The following is a 19,396-nucleotide window of genomic DNA, read 5'->3' as shown; positions in this document are numbered from 1 at the left end:
CATCGCTACCCTGAGATAGCCGTCTTCCATGTTTGGTTCCAACGACGACAAAAAAGCGCCGGCCGAGGCTGGTGAGAAGAAAGGCCTGTTCAGCTGGTTTCGCAAGAAGCCGCAGCCACCTGCGGGAGCGGGCGTGCCCGCGAATGAACCCCCCGCTGCCGAGCAGTCTGCAGCCGCGCCGGTCGAGGGCTCAACCGCCGAAGTGCCACAGGCCCCCGAACCCGTTCAGGCCCCTGCGGCTCCACAGCTGGCTGAGCCGCAGCCGGTCGCCGCACCCGCCCGGCCCCCGGTAGTCGAGGCCCCCGTCCCTGAACCGGTTGCGTCCCAGCCGTTGCAGGCCCCTGAGCCCGAGCCGGTCGCGTCCCGGCCGCTGGTGGCGCCTGCACCGCAGCCGGTCGCGTCCATGCCCTTGCAGGCGGCCCCTGTCGAGTCTGCCCCTGTCGAGGCCGCAGCGCCGGTCAGCAACCTGGTGCTGCCGGTTGCCGAAGAGCCCGTCGCCCTGGTGCCGGACCTGGAGCCGAAAGCGCCGCCCGCCATCCCGGAACGCGCGGTACCAGTTCCCGCGGCCCCTGTTGCGGCTCCCGCCGAACAGGCCAAGCCCGGCTTCTTTGCGCGCCTCAAGCAAGGCCTGTCCAAGACCAGTGCCAGCATCGGCGAGGGCATGGCCAGCCTGTTCCTCGGCAAGAAGGTCATCGATGACGACCTGCTCGACGAAATCGAAACGCGCCTGCTGACAGCCGACGTGGGTGTGGAGGCTACCTCGGCCATTGTCCAGAACCTGACCCAGAAGGTCGCGCGCAAGCAGTTGGCCGATGCCGATGCCCTGTACAAATCGTTGCAGGAAGAACTGGCTGCGCTGCTGCGCCCGGTCGAGCAGCCGCTGAACGTACAAGCCCAGAACAAACCCTATGTGATCCTTGTGGTTGGCGTGAACGGCGCCGGCAAGACCACCACCATCGGCAAGCTGGCGAAGAAGCTGCAACTGGAAGGCAAGAAGGTAATGCTGGCTGCCGGTGATACCTTCCGTGCAGCGGCGGTCGAGCAGTTGCAGGTGTGGGGCGAGCGTAACCAGATTCCGGTGATCGCCCAGCACACGGGCGCCGACTCTGCCTCGGTAATCTTCGATGCCGTGCAGGCCGCCAAGGCCCGTGGCGTTGACGTGCTGATCGCCGACACTGCCGGTCGCCTGCACACCAAAGATAACCTGATGGAAGAGCTGAAGAAGGTTCGCCGGGTTATCGGCAAGCTCGACGTTGAGGCACCGCACGAGGTGCTGCTGGTGCTTGATGCCGGCACCGGCCAGAACGCCATCAGTCAGGCCAAGTACTTCAACCAGAGCGTCGAGCTGACCGGCCTGGCCCTGACCAAGCTGGACGGCACTGCCAAGGGCGGGGTGATCTTCGCCCTGGCCAAGCAGTTCAACATCCCGATCCGTTTCATCGGCGTCGGTGAAGGCATCGACGACCTGCGTACCTTCGAAGCCGAGCCGTTCGTCAAGGCTCTGTTCGCCGAGCGAGATTGACCATGATCCGATTCGAGCAGGTTGCCAAGCGCTATCCCAATGGTCATGTGGGTTTGCATGAGCTGAGTTTCCGGGCGCGCCGGGGCGAATTCCTGTTCGTCACCGGCCACTCGGGCGCTGGCAAGAGCACCCTGCTGCGCCTGTTGCTGGCCATGGAGCGCCCGACCAGCGGCAAGCTGATGCTGGCAGGGCAGGACCTGGGCCAGATCAGCAATGCGCAAATCCCGTTCCTGCGCCGGCAAATCGGCGTGGTGTTCCAGAACCACCAGCTGTTGTTCGACCGCACCGTGTTCAACAACATTGCCTTGCCGCTGCAGATTCTCGGCCTGTCCAAGGTCGAGATCGCCAAGCGCGTGGACTCGGCCCTGGAGCGTGTGTCGCTGTCCGACAAAGGCGAGCTGTTCCCGGCCGACCTGTCCACCGGGCAGCAGCAGCGGGTCGGTATCGCCCGAGCCATCGTTCACCAGCCGGCTCTGCTGCTGGCCGACGAGCCCACCGGTAACCTCGACCCGCGTCTGGCTGCAGAGATCATGGGCGTGTTCGAGGACATCAACCGCCTGGGCACGACGGTATTGATCGCCAGCCACGACCTGGCACTGATCGCGCGCATGCGCCACCGCATGCTGACGTTGCAACGCGGCCGCTTGATCGGCGATGGGGAGGCCGGGCAATGAACACTACACGTACTCCGAAGGTTTCCGAGCGGGTCGCACCGAAACCGGCCGATCCGCAACCTGCGAAGAAAAAACGCGGGGAAGACGATGATGGCCCGGACTTCCGCACCCTGCTGCATGCCTGGCTGGAAAGCCACCGTGCCAGCCTGGCCGACAGCCTGCGCCGCCTGGGCAAGCAACCGATTGGCAGTTTCTTCACCTGCCTGGTGATGGCAGTGGCGCTGAGCATGCCGATGGGCCTGTCCCTGTTGCTGAAGAACGTCGAGCAGCTTGGCGGTTCGTGGCAGCGCGCTGCGCAGATTTCGCTGTACCTCAAGCTTGATGCTGGCAGCCGTGATGGCGAAGCGCTGCGCGACGAGATCAAGGGCATGCCTGGCGTGGCGGACGCCCAGTATGTCAGCCGCGAGCAGGCGCTGGAGGAGTTCCAGCAGCAGTCCGGGCTGGGCGAGGCCCTGCGCGAACTGCCAGACAACCCACTGCCGGGTGTGGTGGTTGTAACTCCGACCGAGGTCGACAAGCCAGCCCTGGAAGCCTTGCGTCAGCGCCTGTCGGAGCTGCCGCGGGTGGACGTGGCGCAACTGGACCTGGTTTGGGTCGAGCGGCTGGCAGCCATCCTCAAGTTGGGTGACCGCTTCGTCTTCGGTCTGGCCGTGATGCTGATTTCTGCCCTGCTGTTAGTAATCGGTAACACAATTCGTCTACACATTGAAAACCGTCGTATCGAGATCGAAGTGATCAAGCTGGTCGGCGGCACCGACGCCTACGTGCGCCGGCCTTTCCTGTACATGGGCGCCCTGTATGGCCTGGGCGCAGGCCTGCTGGCGTGGGGCATCCTGGCGTTTGGCCTGAACTGGCTGAACGAGGCGGTGGTAGGGCTTTCCGGACTGTATGGCAGTGACTTCGCTCTGGGCGGCGTTCCGGCTTCCGATGGTCTGTCGCTCTTGATCGGAGCAGTGTTGTTGGGGTATATCGGTGCATGGATTGCAGTCGCCCGCCACTTGAACGAGCTGGCGCCGCGATAGTTTTTACGTGTCAGCATTGACATTTTCTTCACTGCGGAACTTGTACCGTCGTTCCAGGTCAATGTTGGCAGCGCCCACAAGGTGCGAGTTTTGTAAGTCGGAGGTTCTTGAATGACCACATCGTTGCAACCTGCCTATGCCCTGGTACCCGGTGCAAACCTGGAAGCCTATGTGCACACGGTCAACAGCATTCCGCTGCTGACGGTCGAGCAGGAGCGTGATCTGGGCGAGCGTCTCTATTATGAGCAGGATGTCGAGGCCGCTCGTCAGATGGTGATGGCCCACCTGCGTTTCGTTGTACATATCGCCCGTAGCTATGCCGGCTACGGGTTGGCTCAGGCTGACCTGATCCAGGAAGGCAACGTCGGCCTGATGAAAGCCGTCAAACGCTTCAACCCGGAAATGGGCGTGCGCCTGGTGTCGTTCGCGGTGCACTGGATCAAGGCTGAGATCCACGAGTTCATTCTGCGCAACTGGCGTATCGTGAAGGTGGCTACCACCAAGGCTCAGCGCAAACTGTTCTTCAACCTGCGTAGCCAGAAGAAACGCCTGGCGTGGCTGAACAACGACGAAGTGCATCGCGTGGCGGAAAGCCTTGGCGTCGAGCCGCGCGAAGTGCGCGAGATGGAAAGCCGCCTCAGCGGCCAGGACATGGCCTTCGACCCGGCAGCGGAAGCGGACGACGACAGCGCATTCCAGTCGCCTGCGCATTACCTGGAAGACCACCGTTACGATCCGGCGGTGCAGCTGGAGGATGCCGACTGGAGTGACAACTCCACCAGCAACCTGCACGAAGCGCTGCAAGGTTTGGACGAGCGTAGCCGCGATATTCTCTATCAGCGTTGGCTGGCGGAAGAGAAGGCCACGTTGCACGAACTGGCAGACAAGTACAGCGTATCGGCTGAGCGTATTCGCCAGCTGGAGAAGAATGCGATGAACAAGGTCAAGGCGTTGATCGCTGCCTGATCGAGTCTTGGTTGTAAAGAAAAGCCGCTGGCCCTGATGGGGTGAGCGGCTTTTTTTGTGCTCGGCGTGAGGGGTGTGGCGCCTGTGAGGTCGAGCGCCGCCCGCGCGGCGCATCGCGAGCTGCGCTCGCTCCTACGTTTGTTTCAGGCCGGTAACGCCTGTGACAGGCGCGCGCGACCGCCTTGTTTGTTCAACGCGAATGGGGGCATGCGCCAAGGCGACCGCGCGCAGATCCCATAGGAATGATTGGCCCGAAACAAACGTAGGAGCGAGCGCAGCTCGCGATGCGCCGCGCGGGCGGCGCTCGATTTGCGCATCACCGCAAAACTCAAAGCTTGTTGCGCGACGTGTCGAGCTGCATCAGGTAGCTGGGCCCGCCCAACTGGCTCATCTGCCGGCGAATCCAGCTGGCCCGGCTGGCCACATACGCACTCGGCCGGCTGGCGCTCCACTTGATCGGACTAGGCAGCACCGCAGCCAGCTGCGCCGCCTGCTGGCGGCTGAGCCGGCTGGCGTCGACACCGAAGTGATAACGCGCCGCCGCCTGGGCGCCAAACACGCCGTTGCCCCACTCGGCGCTGTTCAAATAGACCTCGAGAATCCGTTCCTTCGACCAGAACAACTCAATCAGCGCGGTGAACCAGGCCTCCAACCCCTTGCGAAACCAGCTGCGGCCTGACCACAGAAACAGGTTCTTGGCCACTTGTTGGGTCAGGGTGCTGGCGCCGCGAATGTTGCCGCCGCGCTCGTTGTGGGCCAGCGCCGCCTGAATGGCCGGGATGTCGAAGCCCCAGTGGCTGGCGAACTTCTGGTCCTCGCCAGCAATGACTGCAACCTTGAGCTGATCGGAGATGTTTTCCCATGGCTCCCAGTCGCGCTGCAGGTCGATCGGTTCACCACTCACCCAAGACTGTACCTTGCGCTCGATCATCAGCGCCGTGCCGGGCGGTGGGACCCAGCGGAACACCAGCACCAGTACGATGCTGCAGGCAACGAACCAGAGCAGGGCACGGGAAAGGCGACGGATAAGCGTTGACAGCATGTCGATGGCTTGGCCCTAAGGGTGGAAGGGGCCATTATACAGACCCGATACAAGGAGTCGTCCCATGCTTCGCAGCTTCCTGATGCTTGCCGCCTTTTTTGGCTTTACCGGGGTCGCCCTGGGCGCCTTTGCCGCTCATGGCCTGAAAAACCGGCTGACGGCTGACTACCTGGCGATCTTCCATACCGGCGTGACTTACCAACTGGTCCATGCCTTGGCGATCTTCGGCGTTGCGGTGCTCTCGGCGCACCTGCCCGGGCGCCTGGTGGGGTGGGCCGGCGGCCTGTTTGCGTTGGGCATCGTGCTGTTCTCCGGCAGCCTGTACCTGCTGACCCTCAGCGGCATCGGCAAGCTTGGCATCATCACCCCGATTGGTGGCTTGTGCTTCCTCGGCGGCTGGTTGTGCCTGGGCCTGGCAGCCTGGCGGCTGGGCTGACCGAGTGGTCCACAATCACGACTAATGGCGCGCACCGCCCTTGGGTTGCAGGGCGGTTCGGCGCTAGAATGCTGGCCCCAAAGAACAATGGTGGCCGTGCGCATGCGCATTAAATTGAACGGTGAACCTTACGAACTGCCTGCCGGCGAAAGCGTTGCAGCCCTGCTGGCGCGCCTGGAACTGACCGGGCGCCGTGTTGCAGTGGAACTGAATCTGGATATCGTGCCGCGCAGCCAGCACGACAGCACGCTGCTGAATGACGGCGACCAGGTCGAAGTGGTCCACGCCATCGGTGGCGGCTGACAGCAGCCCGGCGGTTCACAAGCAAGCCCTGCAACCTTTTCCCGAGGAACAACGATGAGCAACGTTCGTAGCGACAAGCCCTTCACCCTGGCCGGGCGTACTTTCCAGTCGCGCCTGCTGGTCGGTACCGGCAAGTACCGTGACATGGAAGAAACCCGCCTGGCCACCGAGGCCTCGGGTGCCGAAATCGTCACTGTCGCTGTGCGCCGCACCAACCTTGGCCAGAACGCGGGCGAGCCGAACCTGCTCGATGTACTGTCGCCCGACAAGTACACCATCCTGCCGAACACTGCAGGCTGCTTTGATGCGGTGGAAGCGGTACGCACTTGCCGTCTGGCCCGCGAACTACTCGATGGGCGTAAATCGCACGAGTCCCGCACGCTGGTGAAGCTGGAAGTGCTGGCCGACCAGAAAACCCTGTTCCCTAACGTGATCGAAACCCTCAAGGCTGCCGAAGTGCTGGTCAAGGAAGGTTTCGATGTAATGGTCTACACCAGCGACGACCCGATCATCGCCCGTCAGCTGGCCGAAGTCGGCTGCATCGCGGTCATGCCGCTGGCAGGCCTGATTGGCACCGGCCTGGGTATTTGCAACCCCTACAACCTGCAGATCATCCTGGAAGAATCCAAGGTGCCGGTGCTGGTCGATGCTGGCGTGGGTACCGCATCCGACGCCACCATCGCCATGGAAATGGGCTGTGAGGCAGTGCTGATGAACTCGGCCATTGCCCATGCCCAGCAGCCGGTGCTGATGGCCGAGGCCATGAAACACGCCATTGTTGCGGGTCGCATGGCCTATCTGGCCGGTCGTATGCCGAAGAAACTCTATGCCAGCGCCTCTTCGCCGCTGGATGGTCTGATCAAGTAAGAGCAACTGATGACTGAATCGCACGATACGCCGATCACCCCCGACGGCGACGCCCGCCCACACCGCCGCATCAAGAGCTTCGTGATGCGTGCCGGGCGCATGACCGAAGGCCAGCAACGCGGCCTGGACCAAGGCGGCCCGCTGTACATCCTGCCACTGGCTGACAGCCCGGTTGACTACGACCAGGTGTTCGGCCGTTCGGCCCCGCGCACCTTGGAGATTGGCTTCGGCATGGGCCATTCCCTGCTGGAAATGGCGGCTGCCGCACCTGAGCAGGACTTCATCGGTGTGGAAGTGCACCGCCCGGGTGTTGGCGCGCTGCTCAATGGCGTGCTGACCCAGGGGCTGAAAAACCTGCGGGTGTATGACTGCGATGCCATCGAGGTGCTGAACCGTTGCGTGGCGGATAACAGCCTCGATCGGTTGATGCTGTTCTTCCCAGACCCTTGGCACAAAGCGCGTCACCACAAGCGCCGCATCGTCCAGCTGGAGTTCGCCGAGCTGGTACGTCGCAAGCTCAAGCCTGGTGGTGTGTTCCACATGGCCACCGATTGGGAGCCGTATGCCGAGTACATGCTGGAAGTGATGAGCGCAGCTCCTGGCTATCGCAACCGTGCGGCAGACGGCACTTATGTGCCGCGCCCCGAAGAGCGCCCGATCACCAAGTTCGAACGCCGCGGTGAGCGGCTGGGCCATGGGGTGTGGGACTTGAAGTTCGAGAAGGTGGATTGAGCGGCTGATACGGCTTCTCGATGTGCCGATGCTTGCAGGAATGCAGGCGAAAAAACCGCCTTGAGAAGGGCGGTTTTTTCTTTGTAGGAGCGGGTTTACCCGCGAATACGGTAGTGGCGGCAACGGTGAACGGCGGGTGGAGATTGGCCAGCACGGCCGGCCCTTTCGCGGGTGAACCCGCTCCTACAAGGGCCCGGGGCCATTGGCTCAGCCTCGGCGATCCGCCACCACGCCAATCAATACCAGCACCACCAGCAACACAGGCGCCAACGCATAGTTGTTGAACTGGCTCAGCCCCTTCACCACCCACGGCGTGGCATAGATCAGCGCGGCACCGCTGCCGATCATTACCATCAGCGCCATGAACGGCACGCGCAGGGCGCCGGCCAAGCCCCCCAGGCGTTGCTCTGCCCAGGCTTTGACATCGGTGCCGAACAGCACCAGCAGGCAGCCTACCAAGGCCAGTGAAATCTCCGACAGGTTGCTGCGGCTCCAGCGGGAAACCGTCGCGAGCAGATCAAGTACCAGATCCATGGGTCATCCTTAGGTCAAGAAATACTGCAGCAGGTCATTGAGGAACAACTGGCCCCTCGGCGTGGCTACCAGTCGATCCGGTTCGACCTGCAAAAGGCCCTTTTGTTCGGCGGCACGGCGTGCCTCATGCAGCTGCGCCAGTGGCAAGCCGGTGCGTTGGGTGAACAGTTCGGCTTCCACGCCATCGGTCAGGCGCAGGGCGTTCATCAGGAACTCGAACGGCAGTTCATCGACTGGCAGCAGCTTCTCGCCGGCCTTGAACGGCTTGGCCAGGTTCAGGTAATCCTTGGGCAGGCGGGTCTTCCAGGTACGCAGGATGCGCCCGTCGGCAAAGGTGAGCTTGCCGTGGGCGCCGGCGCCGATACCGATGAAGTCGCCGAAGCGCCAGTAATTGAGGTTGTGCCGGGCGGCGCGGTCTGCCTGGGCGTAGGCTGATACCTCGTACTGGCGGTAGCCGTGCGCGGCCATCAGCGCTTGGCCGGCTTCCTGAATATCCCAGAGGATATCGTCTTCGGGTAGCTCTGGCGGCTGGTTCCAGAACACCGTGTTCGGTTCCACGGTGAGCTGATACCACGACAGGTGTGTCGGGCCCAGGTCGATGGCCTGGCGCAGGTCAGCCAGCGCGTCGTCCTGCGACTGGTCGGGCAGGCCGTGCATCAGGTCCATGTTGAAATTGTCGAAACCGGCCGCGCGCGCCATGCCAGCGGCCCGAACCGCTTCGTCGCCATTGTGGATGCGCCCTAGTGCTTCCAGCTTGGCTGGCTGGAAGCTCTGCACACCGATCGACAGGCGGTTGATGCCGGTCTGCCGGTAGGCCTTGAACTTGTCCTGCTCGAAGGTGCCCGGGTTGGCTTCCAGGGTAATCTCGATGTCTGGCGCGAACGTAATACGTTGCTCTACGCCGCGCAGCAGCCGGCCGAGGGCCTTGGCACTGAACAGGCTTGGCGTACCGCCACCGAAGAAGATCGAGCTGAGCGGGCGGCCTTGTACGGCAGACAGCTCCTGGTCGAGGTCGTCGAGCAGGGCTGTGACATAGGCATCTTCCGGTAGCTCAGGCCCGGCAGCGTGGGAGTTGAAGTCGCAATAAGGGCATTTGCGTACGCACCACGGGATGTGGATGTACAGCGCCAGCGGCGGCAGGCTGGTAAAGCCCGCCGCGCCGGGGGGCGACAGCATTTCGATCATGCCAGGCCCAGACGTTGGCGCAGCAGGGCCATGGCACGGGCGCGGTGGCTGAGCTGGTTCTTGTCTGCCGGGGCCAGGTCGGCGCTGGAGCAGTTGCGCTCCGGTACCCAGAACAGCGGGTCGTAGCCAAAGCCCTGCTCACCGCTGGCCTCGAACAGGATGCGCCCTTGCCACAGGCCTTCGCACAGGATCGGCAATGGGTCGTCGGCGTGACGCACCAGTGCCAGAACGCAGACGAACTGTGCACTGCGCTCACCTTCAGGCACGTCTTTCAAGGCTTCGAGCAGCTTGGCGTTGTTTGCCGCGTCACCCTGGCCATCGGCATAACGTGCCGAGTAGATGCCCGGCGCGCCGCCGAGGAAATCCACCGCCAGACCGGAGTCATCGGCCAGGGCCGGCAGGCCGGAAATGCGGGCGGCGTTGCGCGCCTTGAGGATGGCGTTCTCGACGAACGACAGGCCGGTTTCTTCCGGCTCTACCTGGCTGAACTCACCAATCGAGCGCAGTTGCACGGATTGGCCGAGCATGGCCTGGAGTTCCTTGAGTTTGCCGGCGTTGTGGCTGGCCAATACGAGTTGCTGGAAATTCATCATTCGCCTGGGAACACTTCCTGGTTGAAGCGGAGAGAGTTGCTGATGCCGCCGGTTTCGATGTTCAGGTCGAAGGTGACGGTTTCTGGCTGGTCGATCTTGAACTGGGCGATGTAGTACACCGCACCCTGTTCGGTAATCTGCTTGAACGACAGCGGGCTGCTGCGCCCGGTCAGGTCCTTGATCGTGCCGCTGACCACCGCTGTGGCCGGTTTGCTGGCCTTGAGTACGGTAATGTTGAGCACGCCCTGGTTCTTGCTGCGAATCAGGCCGGTGGCCGCTGCCACCTCGGGAGTGAGCATGCTCGACGTGAATGCGCTGTAGTGCACCGTCACGTCGCCAAATACCTCCTTGCGCTCGGGGCGTGCGGCATCGGCAGCCAATACTGGCAGGGCCAGGCACAGGCTGATCAGGAACAGGGCTAGGCGGCGCATGGGGCGATTCCTCCGGTGGGCGTCAGACCGCGAGCGGCTGCTCTTGCAGGCCCGGGCTGCTGACGCGGTAGATGCCGATCTCACCTAGAAGATTAGGCCATAGCCGCCCACCCCACCCATTGCGGTGCAAGTGGTCGACCGCCAGGCGGTCGAGTACCTTGGCTCGGCGTTCGTGCACAAGTTCTTCGAAGTCGGCGAAGGTGCAGAAGTGGATGTTCGGCGTGTTGTACCAGGTATACGGCATGAAGTCCGATACCGGCATGCGGCCTTTGGTCGCCAGGTACCAGCGGCAGCGCCAGTGGCCGAAGTTGGGGAAGGTGATGATGCACTGACGGCCCACGCGCAGCATTTCGTCGAGGATGCGGTCGGGGTACTCCACGGCCTGCAGGGCCTGGGTCATGATCACCACGTCGAAACTGTTGCTGGCGAAGTTGCCCAGGCCTTTGTCCAGGTCTTGTTCGATGACGTTGACGCCCTTGGCCACGCAGGCGGCGATGTTGTCGGCGTCGATTTCCAGGCCATAGCCGGTGACCTGTTTGCGGTCACGCAGCGAGGCCAGCAGTTCGCCGCTACCGCAGCCCAGGTCGAGTACCCGGCTGCCGGCGGGGATCCAGTCGTGGATGATTTCCAGATCGGCTCTCATGCTGTCCTCAGATGGCAATGCGGTTCATGTAGTTCGAGAAACCCTGCATGTAGCGAGGTGTGGGGATCAGGAAGGCATCGTGCCCGTAGGGCGAATCGATCTCCAGGTAACAGACGTTCTTGCGCGCAGCCATCAGTGCGTCGACGATCTCGCGCGAACGGGCCGGAGAGAAGCGCCAGTCGGTGGTGAACGACATGATGCAGTAGTCCGCCGTGACGTGGGCCAGGGTGGCTGCCAGGTCACCCCCCTGCTTGGCGGCCGGGTCGAAATAGTCCAGTGCCTTGGTCATCAGCAGGTAGGTGTTGGCGTCGAAACGGCCGGAAAACTCTTCGCCCTGATAGCGCAGGTAGCTTTCGACCTGAAACTCGACGCTGTGGAAATCGTAGTTGAGCTTGTCGCTTTTCAGCTCACGGCCGAATTTTTCACCCATCGAGTCGTCGGACAGGTAGGTAATGTGCCCGACCATGCGTGCCAGCATCAGGCCGCGCTTGGGGATCACGCCCTGGTCCTGGAACGAACCGCCATGGAACTCAGGGTCAGTGAGAATGGCTTGGCGCGCCACCTCGTTGAAGGCGATGTTCTGCGCCGACAGCTTGGGTGCCGAGGCAATGTCGACGCAATGGCGCACACGCTCGGGGTAGCTGATGGTCCATTGCAGTGCCTGCATACCGCCAAGGCTGCCGCCCACGACAGCGGCCCACTGCTGGATGCCCAAGCGCTCGCCCAGGCGCACCTGGCTGTGTACCCAGTCCTCTACGGTCAGTACAGGGAAATCGGCGCCATACGGTTTGCCGGTGGCCGGGTTGACGCTGCTGGGGCCGGTGCTGCCGTTGCAGCCGCCGAGGTTGTTCAGGCTGACCACGAAGAAGCGGTTGGTATCGATCGGCTTGCCGGGGCCGATGCAGCTGTCCCACCAGCCCGGCTTGCGGTCGGTGGCGGCATGGTAGCCAGCGGCATGGTGGTGGCCGGACAGGGCATGGCAGATCAGCACGGCATTGCTCGCGCTGGCGTTCAGGGTGCCATAGGTCTCGTAGACCAGTTCGTAACTGGCCAGTGAACGGCCACAGGCCAGTGCCAGCGGTTCATCGAACCGGGCTGTTTGCGGTACTACCAGACCGACGGAATCTTCGGGAAAGACAGTTGACATCGACCCTGCTCACGCTTGACGGAGGCGTAAGTCTAAAGAGCGCTACCCCCAGCGGCAAGCAAAGGCTTGCGACTGGGGGCAAGCTGGGGCTGGCGAGCCTCAGATCATTCGCCACAGCTCTTGAGGCATGCCGGCGTAGGCGGCCAGAGGGGGCATGACAAACGACTGGATCACCTGGATCGCCAGGAAGGCGAAGATCGGCGAAATGTCCATGCCGCCCAGATTTGGCACCAGCCGGCGGAACGGCGCCAGCACTGGCTCGCTGATCTGGTAGGCCAGTTCGGCCGCCGGGTTGTGACTGTTGGGTGCAACCCAGGAAACGATCACCATGACGATCATCGCCACCCAGAAAATCTTCAGGAACAGCGAGGTGATGCCGATGATTGCCCACATCAGCAGGTGCAGGACGTCGCCGAAAGTACCGTAGGTGACCATCAGCACGAAGCCCATCAGCAGAGCCTGGATGACCACCGCCAGCAGTAGCGACGAGGTATCCAGCCCGCCAACGCTAGGGATGATCCGGCGGATCGGCTTGAGCAGCGGTTGGGTGGCACGAACTGCGAACTGGCACAGCGGGTTGTAGAAGTTGGCCTTGACCAACTGCAGTACGAAGCGCAGCAGGACGATTACCAGGTAAAGGCTTACCAGGGTTTGCACCACGAAAATCGCGGCGCCTGACAGTGCATTCATCTAAAGCTCCTTATTTGCCCAGTTGTTCGGCCAGCTCGGCGGAGCGCGTGGCTGCAGCCTGCAGCGCCTGCTCGACGATGGCTTCGAAGCCGCTAGCCTGGAACGACTTGATCGCCGCTTCCGTGGTGCCGGCGGGCGAGGTGACGCGGCGGCGCAGTTCGGCGGCATCGACATCGCTAGCAACCGCCATGCGCGCGGCGCCCAGGGCCGTCTGCAAGGTCAGTTGGGAGGCGGTTTCGCGTGGCAGGCCGAGTTTTTCGCCGGCCGCGGTCATGGCCTCGATCAGCAGGAAGAAGTACGCCGGGCCACTACCAGACACAGCAGTCACGGCGTCCAGTTGCTGTTCCTGCTCCAGCCACAGGGCGGTGCCCACGGCCGACAGCAGTTGTTCGGCCTGCTGACGCTGTTCGCCGGACACTTCAGCGGTGGCGTACAGGCCGCTCACGCCTTGGCGCAGCAAAGCCGGGGTGTTGGGCATGCAGCGCACTACCGGGCGAGCGCCCACCCAGCTTTGCAGGCTGGCGCATGTGATGCCGGCGGCGATGGAAACGATCAGCTGGCCATCCTGCAGGTTGGGTTGCAGTGCCTGACAGACGGTTTTCATGACTTGTGGCTTGACCGCCAGCACGATGACGTCAGCGCCATCGATGGCCTGGGCGTTGTCCTCGAAGGCTTCAATGCCGTGCTCGGCCTGGATGCGACTGCGGGTCTCGGCGCCCGGGTCGCTGGCGCGGATCTGCGAGGCGTCCAGGCCCTGGGCACGCAGACCACCGATCAGGCTGGCGGCCATGTTGCCGGCGCCGATAAAGGCAATACGTGTCTTGCTCATGTCAGGTCCTTGTGGAAAAGAGTGAGTGAAGCATGGAATCAGGTGTTGCCGTAGTCGCGGGCTCCGAACAGGGCCGTGCCAATCCGTACCCACGTCGCGCCCTGGGCGATGGCCGCTTCCAGGTCGTGGCTCATGCCCATCGACAGGGTGTCCAGGCCAAGCCCCAGGTCTTCCTGCAACTTGCGCAGGCTGGCGAAGGCGGCCTCCTGGGTGTCGCGGTCTTCGGTGGGTTCCGGGATTGCCATCAGCCCGCGCAGGCGCAGGTTGGGCAGTGCGGCTACGGCTTTGGCCAACGCGGGTAGGTCGGCCGGGGTGCAGCCGGATTTACTGTCTTCGCCGCTGACGTTTACCTGCAGGCAGATGTTCAGCGGCGCCAACCCGGCAGGGCGCTGTTCCGACAGGCGTTGGGCAATTTTCAGGCGGTCCACGGAATGTACCCAGTCGAAGTGCTCGGCGATCGCTTTGGTCTTGTTCGACTGAATGGGGCCGATGAAGTGCCAGATCAAGGGCAAGTCGCTGAGGGCCTGCTGCTTTGTCAGTGCTTCCTGTAGGTAATTTTCCCCGAAGTCGCGCACACCGGCGGCATGGATCTCGCGGATAGCGCTGGCGGGCTTGGTCTTGCTCACGGCCAGCAACTGGACGCTGGCCGGATCACGCCCGACTGCCTGGGCAGCACTGGCGATACGGGCGGAAATCGCGGAAAGGTTGTCTGCTAGGGTGGACATGGATCAATGCCGGCAGCTGTAGGGTCTGCGGCATTCTACCTGCTTGAAGGCCTTTGGGGAGTCTCATGGATGTGACCGACCTGTTGGCCCGAGCTGTGGATGCGGGGGCTTCGGACCTGCACCTGGCGACGGGCCAGATTCCAATGCTGCGCCTGGATGGCGAGTTGCAGCGTATGGGCTTGCCGCCCTTGAGCGCGGATGCCTTGATCGAGGGCATGGCGAGCGTGCTGGATGACCACCAGTGCCAGCAGTGGGCCCAAGGCGATGAACTGGACCTTGCGCTGGAGTTGCCGGCGCTTGGGCGCTTTCGGTTGAACCTGTTTCGCCAGTTGAAGGGCCCGGCGGTGACCTTTCGGCTGATTCCGGGGCGCATTGCCACAGTGAGCGAGCTGGACCTTGCGGATGTGTTTCAAGCTGTCGCGCAATGCAGTGATGGCTTGATCCTCGTCGTCGGGCCGACAGGCAGTGGCAAGTCCAGCACCCTGGCAACGCTGCTCGACCAGTTGAACCGCGAGCGGGCACTGCACATCATTACCCTGGAGGACCCTGTCGAGGTCATCCATGACAGCCAGCGCAGCCTGGTCAACCAGCGTGAGATGGGGCGCCATAGTCGCGGCTTTGCTCAGGGGCTACGCAGTGCACTGCGCCAGGACCCGGACGTGATCATGATCGGCGAGTTGCGCGACCTGGAAACCATTCGCCTGGCCCTGCGCGCGGCCGAAACCGGGCACCTGGTGCTGGCAACCGTGCATGCGCGTTCGGCGACCAGCTGCATCGACAGGTTGGTGGAGGTTTTTACTGCCGAGGAAAAGCCGTTGGTGCGGGCGATGCTGGCCGAGTCGCTGCGCCTGGTGGTCGCGCAGTTGCTGGTCAAGCGTGTGGAAGGTGGGCGGGTGGCTGCGCGGGAAGTGCTGGTGGCGACGCCGGCGGTGCGTAACCTGGTTCGGGAGGGGCGGTTGGCGCAGTTGTCTTCGGTGATGCAGGGCGGGGCGGCTGAGGGGATGCGGACGATGGAGGGGGCGTTGCGGAGGCTGAGGGAGCGAGGGTTGATCAAAGGCTTGTAGTACCTGAAAGGCCCTTTCGCGGGCGCGCCCGCTCCCACAGGTATGGCGCTGCCCGCGAGAGCGACGCGGTACCTGTGGGAGCGGGCGTGCCCGCGAAGGGGCCGGTACCGGATAGCGCCGATCAGATTAACGCTTGGCCAGGTTCAGCTGTTGCTGCTCCTTCGGCAGTACCCGCTTTGCCACCACGTAGTGCTTCTGCCAGTAAGGCTTGCTCAAGGTGTCGATACTCACCCGCTTGCCACGGCGTGGCGCGTGGATGAAGCGGTCGTTACCCAGGTAGATGGCTACGTGATTGACCCGACGGCTCTTGATGTTGAAGAAGATCAGGTCGCCGGGCTTCAGATCACCCTTGGCCACCTTCACCCCGTGGCCCTGGGCCATGGCATTGGAGGTGCGCGGCAGGTTGACGTCAGCGACGTCGTTGAAGGCGTATTTGACCAGCCCGCTGCAGTCAAAGCCTTTTTTCGGGCTGCTGCCGCCCCAAACATAAGGGGTACCGAGCACATTGACCGCACGGCTGAGCACGTCGCTGCTTTGCTTCGGCGACATGGCGGCGACATTGGCACCGCGGCTGCTGACGGCGTTGCTTGGGCGGGCGCGCAGCGCGGTCTGCTTGGCGGGTGCGTGTTTCACCGACGCGTTGGTCGTGTAGCCGGTAAAACCATTGGGAAGACGTTGCTCACGATTGGTGGCGTGGGCGGCCAGGGGCAATAATAGGCAGAGGGTCAGCCATGTCTTGATCAAAGGCGGCATAGATGAAGCTCTTATGAATAGTTATGTGTTGGGCGCGCAACTTTATAACAGCTTTTTGATCAATCATTGATCCGTTGGTCGATTGTCCAGGTGCCGTATGTCGGCTTGCGACGAGAAAGTCACATTTTTTCTTAGAAAATTTTCGGATAACCCACGGGGGCTATGAATGAACAGTTATCAACAGGGGGTGCCCTTTCACGACACCCACAGCAAAACCATTGGCTACCTGCTGTGGATTTTCGGCTTCACCGGGTCCCATCGCTTCTATTACGGCAAGCCGATTACCGGGACCATCTGGTTCTTCACCTTGGGCTTGCTGGGCATTGGTTGGTTGATCGACCTGTTCCTGATCCCGTCCATGGACCGTGAAGCCGACCTGAGGTTTCAGTCCGGGCGTATCGACTACAACATCGCCTGGATTCTGCTGACCTTCCTCGGGGTGTTTGGCCTGCACCGGCTGTATCAGGGCAAGTGGATCACCGCGATCATCTACTTCTTTACCGGTGGGTTGTTCCTGGTGGGGGTGCTGTATGACTTCTGGACGTTGAACACCCAGGTGTCCGAGAGGAATGCGGGGCGGGGCTGACGGTGCCGTGGCTGTTTTACAGCCCACTCACGGGTAATGCTGCCTATATAAAAAAGGCCTTGTCGCACCGCTGCGGCAAGGCCTTCTTTGTTACTGGCGGGTCTGCCGCTGTTGCAGCAACAGGTTGCTGAAACCGGCCCCAGCCAGCTGCTTCTGTGCCCCGGTCAATTGCTCGCGGTTGCTGAACGGCCCGACCAGCACGCGGTACCAGGTTTCCTCCTTGACCGTACCCGACTCCACCTTCACCGACTGGCCCAGCAGGATGATCTGTGCCCGTACCTTGTCGGCATCGGCCTGCTTGCGGAACGAGCCTGCCTGAAGGAAGTACTGCGTGGTCGCAGCCGGCTTGATCACAGGTGGTGGCGGTGGCGGGGTTTGGCCGAGCAGTGCTGCCTGGGCCCTCGCCGTGTCGATTTTCGCCGCTTCTGCTGGTGTTACCGGAGCTACCGGCTGGGCCGGCACTGGTGGCGTTTTCTCCGGTACGGCTTCCGGCGGCACGATCACCTCAGACTCCGGCAGCAGCGTGTAGAAGTCGTACTTCGGCTTCACCGGCTGTTGCGGGGTAGCTTGCGCTGGCTTGCCGGCTTCGGCCGTTTTCGCCGGCTTCTGCTGCTCGGGTTTGGTGCGTTTGATGTCGTCGCCACCGGGTTCGAGCTTCATCAGGAACACGATGAACGCGCCTACGGTCAGGCCGACCGCCAGCCATACCCAGCCGGGGATCGGCTGTTTGGCCGGTGCCGTCTGGCGGCTGGCGCCGCGTTTCGGGGCAGGTTTTTTCTTGGCAGCCAACTTACATGCGCTCCAGGGTTTCCAGGCCGAGCAGTTCCAGACCTTGTTTGAGGGTGCGGCCGGTCAGGGCGGCCAGGCGCAGCCGGCTCTGCTGCTGCGAAGGGGTTTCGGCAGCGAGGATCGGGCAGTTCTCGTAGAAGCTGGAGAACAGGCCGGCCAAGTCGTACAGGTAGCTGCACAGCACATGCGGCGTGCCTTTTTCGGCGACGTTGTTGAGAATTTCGCCAAACTGCGCCAGGCGCGCGGCCAAATCTTGCTCGTGGGCAGCTTGCAGCACGATTTTGCCGTCGACTTCGTCAAACCCTTTGCCCAGCTTGCGGAACACGCCGGCTACGCGGGTGTAAGCGTACAGCAGGTAAGGCGCGGTGTTGCCTTCGAAGTTGAGCATCAGCTCGAAGTTGAAGCTGTAGTCGCTGGTGCGGTGCTTGGACAGGTCTGCGTATTTCACCGCGCCAATGCCCACCACCTCGCCGATGTGGCGCAGTTCGTCGTCGGCCAGGCTCGGGTTCTTTTCCTTGACCAGCGCGTAGGCGCGCTCCTTGGCCTCGGTGAGCAGGTCGATCAGCTTCACGGTGCCGCCGTCACGAGTCTTGAACGGGCGGCCGTCGGCGCCGTTCATGGTGCCGAAGCCCATGTGCTCCATTTGCATCGGGTGGCTGACGAAGCCAGCGCGGCGGGCCACTTCGAACACCTGGTTGAAGTGCAGGGCCTGGCGCTGGTCGACGAAGTACAGTGCGCGGTCAGCTTTCAATACGTTGCTGCGGTAACGCACGGCAGCCAGGTCGGTGGTCGCGTACAGGTAGCCTCCGTCGGCCTTCTGCACGATCACCGGCAGGGGGTCGCCTTCGCTGTTCTTGAACTCGTCGAGGAACACACACTGGGCGCCTTGGTCTTCGACCAGCAGGCCCTTGGCCTTGAGGTCGGCCACCACGTTGGCCAAGTCGTCGTTGTAGGCGCTTTCGCCCATCACGTCGGCCATGGTCAGTTTGACGTTGAGCAGCTCGTAGGTCTTCTGGCAGTGCGACAGCGAGATGTCCTTGAAGCGAGTCCACAAAGCCAGGCACTCGGGGTCACCAGCTTGCAGCTTGACCACCAGGCCGCGGGCGCGAGTGGCGAACTCTTCCGATTCATCGAAGCGTTTCTTCGCCGCACGGTAGAAGTTTTCCAGGTCCGACAGCTCGTCGCTGGTGATCGGGTTTTCCTGCAGGTAGGCCATCAGCATGCCGAACTGGGTACCCCAGTCGCCGACGTGGTTCTGGCGGATGACGTTGTCGCCCAGGAACTCCAGCACGCGCGCAACGCTGTCGCCGATGATGGTCGAGCGCAGGTGGCCGACGTGCATTTCCTTGGCCAGGTTAGGTGCCGACATGTCGATCACCACCTTTTGCGCCGGGCCGGCTTTGCGTGCACCCAGGTGGGCGTCGGCCAGGGCGGCATCCAGGCGGCTGGCCAGGGCGTCGGTGTTCTGGAAGAAGTTGAGGAAGCCAGGGCCTGCAATCTCGACCTTGCTGATGTCGGCGCTGGCCGGCAGGGCGTTGATCAGTTTTTCGGCGAGGTCGCGCGGCTTCATGCCGGCCGGCTTGGCCAGCATCATGGCGATGTTGCTGGCGAAGTCGCCGTGGGTCTTGTCCCGGGCGTTTTCCACCTGGATCGCCGGCGACAGCCCTTCAGGCAGCACACCGTCGGTGACGAGTTGGGTGAGGGCTTGCTGGATCAGCTGGCGAATGGTGTCTTTCATGGGGATCTCTTTTCGACCGCAAGCGCGGTGAGCGCCTGGATGCGCAGGTGGAAAAACTGGGCATTATCCGTTGCCGGGAGCAGGTTGCCAACCTTTGGGCGGCAAGCGGGGGGCCACCAGCCGCA

Annotated in this window: 22 protein-coding genes and 1 pseudogene; 10 read left to right on the top strand and 13 right to left on the bottom strand. The window is 62.8% G+C overall.

What is annotated here, in order from left to right; genetic code table 11:
• Positions 1-28 precede the first annotated feature (28 nt).
• The 4 genes from ftsY (at position 29) to rpoH (ending at position 4,184) form a co-directional block, all read left to right on the top strand.
• A complete protein-coding gene (gene ftsY / locus ACE4QZ_RS26305; protein ID WP_021783656.1) occupies positions 29-1,522 on the top strand; it encodes a signal recognition particle-docking protein FtsY in 1,494 nt (497 codons plus the stop codon).
• A 2-nt stretch (positions 1,523-1,524) separates the two neighbouring features.
• Complete coding sequence (ftsE, locus tag ACE4QZ_RS26300; protein ID WP_003249079.1) at positions 1,525-2,196, top strand: cell division ATP-binding protein FtsE; 672 nt, start codon at positions 1,525-1,527, stop codon at positions 2,194-2,196.
• Entirely contained in the window at positions 2,193-3,218 is a 1,026-nt protein-coding gene (gene ftsX, locus ACE4QZ_RS26295) for a permease-like cell division protein FtsX (protein WP_021783657.1), read from the top strand. The genes ftsE and ftsX overlap by 4 nt, the downstream gene beginning before the upstream one ends.
• A 111-nt stretch (positions 3,219-3,329) precedes the next feature.
• A complete protein-coding gene (rpoH, locus tag ACE4QZ_RS26290) occupies positions 3,330-4,184 on the top strand; it encodes an RNA polymerase sigma factor RpoH (protein ID WP_003249083.1) in 855 nt (284 codons plus the stop codon).
• A gap of 328 nt (positions 4,185-4,512) precedes the next feature.
• Here rpoH and mtgA read toward each other — a convergent pair.
• Positions 4,513-5,261: pseudogene (gene mtgA / locus ACE4QZ_RS26285) on the bottom strand (monofunctional biosynthetic peptidoglycan transglycosylase).
• A 29-nt stretch (positions 5,262-5,290) separates the two neighbouring features.
• On the opposite strand from mtgA, the gene ACE4QZ_RS26280 reads away from it, so the two are divergent.
• The 4 genes from ACE4QZ_RS26280 (at position 5,291) to trmB (ending at position 7,564) form a co-directional block, all read left to right on the top strand.
• Positions 5,291-5,662: a DUF423 domain-containing protein gene (locus ACE4QZ_RS26280; protein ID WP_021783659.1), complete on the top strand. Its 372-nt coding sequence runs from the start codon at positions 5,291-5,293 to the stop codon at positions 5,660-5,662.
• Positions 5,663-5,764: 102 nt separating this feature from the next.
• Positions 5,765-5,965, top strand: a complete 201-nt coding sequence (gene thiS, locus ACE4QZ_RS26275) for a sulfur carrier protein ThiS (RefSeq protein WP_003249090.1) — start codon at positions 5,765-5,767, stop codon at positions 5,963-5,965.
• A 54-nt stretch (positions 5,966-6,019) separates the two neighbouring features.
• On the top strand, positions 6,020-6,832 hold the full coding sequence (locus tag ACE4QZ_RS26270) for a thiazole synthase (protein ID WP_003249091.1): 813 nt from the start codon (positions 6,020-6,022) through the stop codon (positions 6,830-6,832).
• Positions 6,833-6,841: 9 nt separating this feature from the next.
• Positions 6,842-7,564 (top strand): tRNA (guanosine(46)-N7)-methyltransferase TrmB, encoded by a 723-nt coding sequence (gene trmB, locus ACE4QZ_RS26265; protein ID WP_019097204.1) that lies wholly within the window; start codon positions 6,842-6,844, stop codon positions 7,562-7,564.
• A 207-nt stretch (positions 7,565-7,771) separates the two neighbouring features.
• Here the strand turns inward: trmB and ACE4QZ_RS26260 are convergent, their stop codons facing one another.
• The 9 genes from ACE4QZ_RS26260 to ACE4QZ_RS26220 form a co-directional block, all read right to left on the bottom strand.
• Positions 7,772-8,098, bottom strand: coding sequence for a DUF3392 domain-containing protein (locus tag ACE4QZ_RS26260; protein WP_003249095.1), 327 nt, complete (start codon positions 8,096-8,098; stop codon positions 7,772-7,774).
• Between the two features lie 9 nt (positions 8,099-8,107).
• Positions 8,108-9,283: a radical SAM family heme chaperone HemW gene (gene hemW, locus ACE4QZ_RS26255; protein ID WP_101196378.1), complete on the bottom strand. Its 1,176-nt coding sequence runs from the start codon at positions 9,281-9,283 to the stop codon at positions 8,108-8,110.
• Positions 9,280-9,876, bottom strand: a complete 597-nt coding sequence (gene rdgB / locus ACE4QZ_RS26250; RefSeq protein WP_101196377.1) for an RdgB/HAM1 family non-canonical purine NTP pyrophosphatase — start codon at positions 9,874-9,876, stop codon at positions 9,280-9,282. Before rdgB ends, hemW begins: the two co-directional genes overlap by 4 nt.
• On the bottom strand, positions 9,873-10,307 hold the full coding sequence (locus tag ACE4QZ_RS26245; RefSeq protein ID WP_101196376.1) for a DUF4426 domain-containing protein: 435 nt from the start codon (positions 10,305-10,307) through the stop codon (positions 9,873-9,875). Before ACE4QZ_RS26245 ends, rdgB begins: the two co-directional genes overlap by 4 nt.
• Before the next feature lie 22 nt (positions 10,308-10,329).
• The gene (metW, locus tag ACE4QZ_RS26240) at positions 10,330-10,950 is read right to left on the bottom strand and encodes a methionine biosynthesis protein MetW (protein WP_021783664.1); all 621 of its coding nucleotides are present in this window, start codon (positions 10,948-10,950) and stop codon (positions 10,330-10,332) included.
• 7 nt (positions 10,951-10,957) lie between these two features.
• Entirely contained in the window at positions 10,958-12,097 is a 1,140-nt protein-coding gene (locus ACE4QZ_RS26235) for a homoserine O-succinyltransferase MetX (RefSeq protein ID WP_021783665.1), read from the bottom strand.
• 99 nt (positions 12,098-12,196) lie between these two features.
• Positions 12,197-12,787 (bottom strand): YggT family protein, encoded by a 591-nt coding sequence (locus ACE4QZ_RS26230; protein ID WP_012053960.1) that lies wholly within the window; start codon positions 12,785-12,787, stop codon positions 12,197-12,199.
• A 10-nt stretch (positions 12,788-12,797) separates the two neighbouring features.
• Positions 12,798-13,616, bottom strand: coding sequence for a pyrroline-5-carboxylate reductase (gene proC / locus ACE4QZ_RS26225; RefSeq protein ID WP_004575483.1), 819 nt, complete (start codon positions 13,614-13,616; stop codon positions 12,798-12,800).
• 38 nt (positions 13,617-13,654) lie between these two features.
• The gene (locus ACE4QZ_RS26220) at positions 13,655-14,341 is read right to left on the bottom strand and encodes a YggS family pyridoxal phosphate-dependent enzyme (RefSeq protein ID WP_021783666.1); all 687 of its coding nucleotides are present in this window, start codon (positions 14,339-14,341) and stop codon (positions 13,655-13,657) included.
• A 65-nt stretch (positions 14,342-14,406) separates the two neighbouring features.
• Here ACE4QZ_RS26220 and ACE4QZ_RS26215 point away from each other — a divergent pair, with 65 nt between their 5' ends.
• Positions 14,407-15,405 carry a type IV pilus twitching motility protein PilT gene (locus tag ACE4QZ_RS26215; protein WP_028697537.1) on the top strand — a complete coding sequence of 333 codons (999 nt, stop codon included), beginning with the start codon at positions 14,407-14,409 and terminating at the stop codon, positions 15,403-15,405.
• Between the two features lie 126 nt (positions 15,406-15,531).
• On the opposite strand, the gene ACE4QZ_RS26210 is transcribed toward ACE4QZ_RS26215, so the two are convergent.
• Entirely contained in the window at positions 15,532-16,158 is a 627-nt protein-coding gene (locus ACE4QZ_RS26210) for a C40 family peptidase (RefSeq protein ID WP_028697536.1), read from the bottom strand.
• A gap of 166 nt (positions 16,159-16,324) precedes the next feature.
• Between ACE4QZ_RS26210 and ACE4QZ_RS26205 the strand changes: the two genes are divergently transcribed.
• Positions 16,325-16,744 (top strand): NINE protein, encoded by a 420-nt coding sequence (locus ACE4QZ_RS26205; RefSeq protein ID WP_028697535.1) that lies wholly within the window; start codon positions 16,325-16,327, stop codon positions 16,742-16,744.
• A gap of 90 nt (positions 16,745-16,834) precedes the next feature.
• Here ACE4QZ_RS26205 and ACE4QZ_RS26200 read toward each other — a convergent pair whose 3' ends face one another.
• Positions 16,835-17,533, bottom strand: a complete 699-nt coding sequence (locus ACE4QZ_RS26200; RefSeq protein ID WP_053870424.1) for an SPOR domain-containing protein — start codon at positions 17,531-17,533, stop codon at positions 16,835-16,837.
• A 1-nt stretch (position 17,534) separates the two neighbouring features.
• Complete coding sequence (gene argS, locus ACE4QZ_RS26195) at positions 17,535-19,271, bottom strand: arginine--tRNA ligase (RefSeq protein ID WP_021783671.1); 1,737 nt, start codon at positions 19,269-19,271, stop codon at positions 17,535-17,537.
• Positions 19,272-19,396: the final 125 nt, after the last annotated feature.

This window comes from Pseudomonas sp. DCA-1 (assembly GCF_046523955.1).
Taxonomy (GTDB): Bacteria; Pseudomonadota; Gammaproteobacteria; order Pseudomonadales; family Pseudomonadaceae; genus Aquipseudomonas; species Aquipseudomonas putida_Y.
Note: the sequence above shows the minus strand (reverse complement) of the source record. Positions and strands in the feature narration are given on the sequence as shown.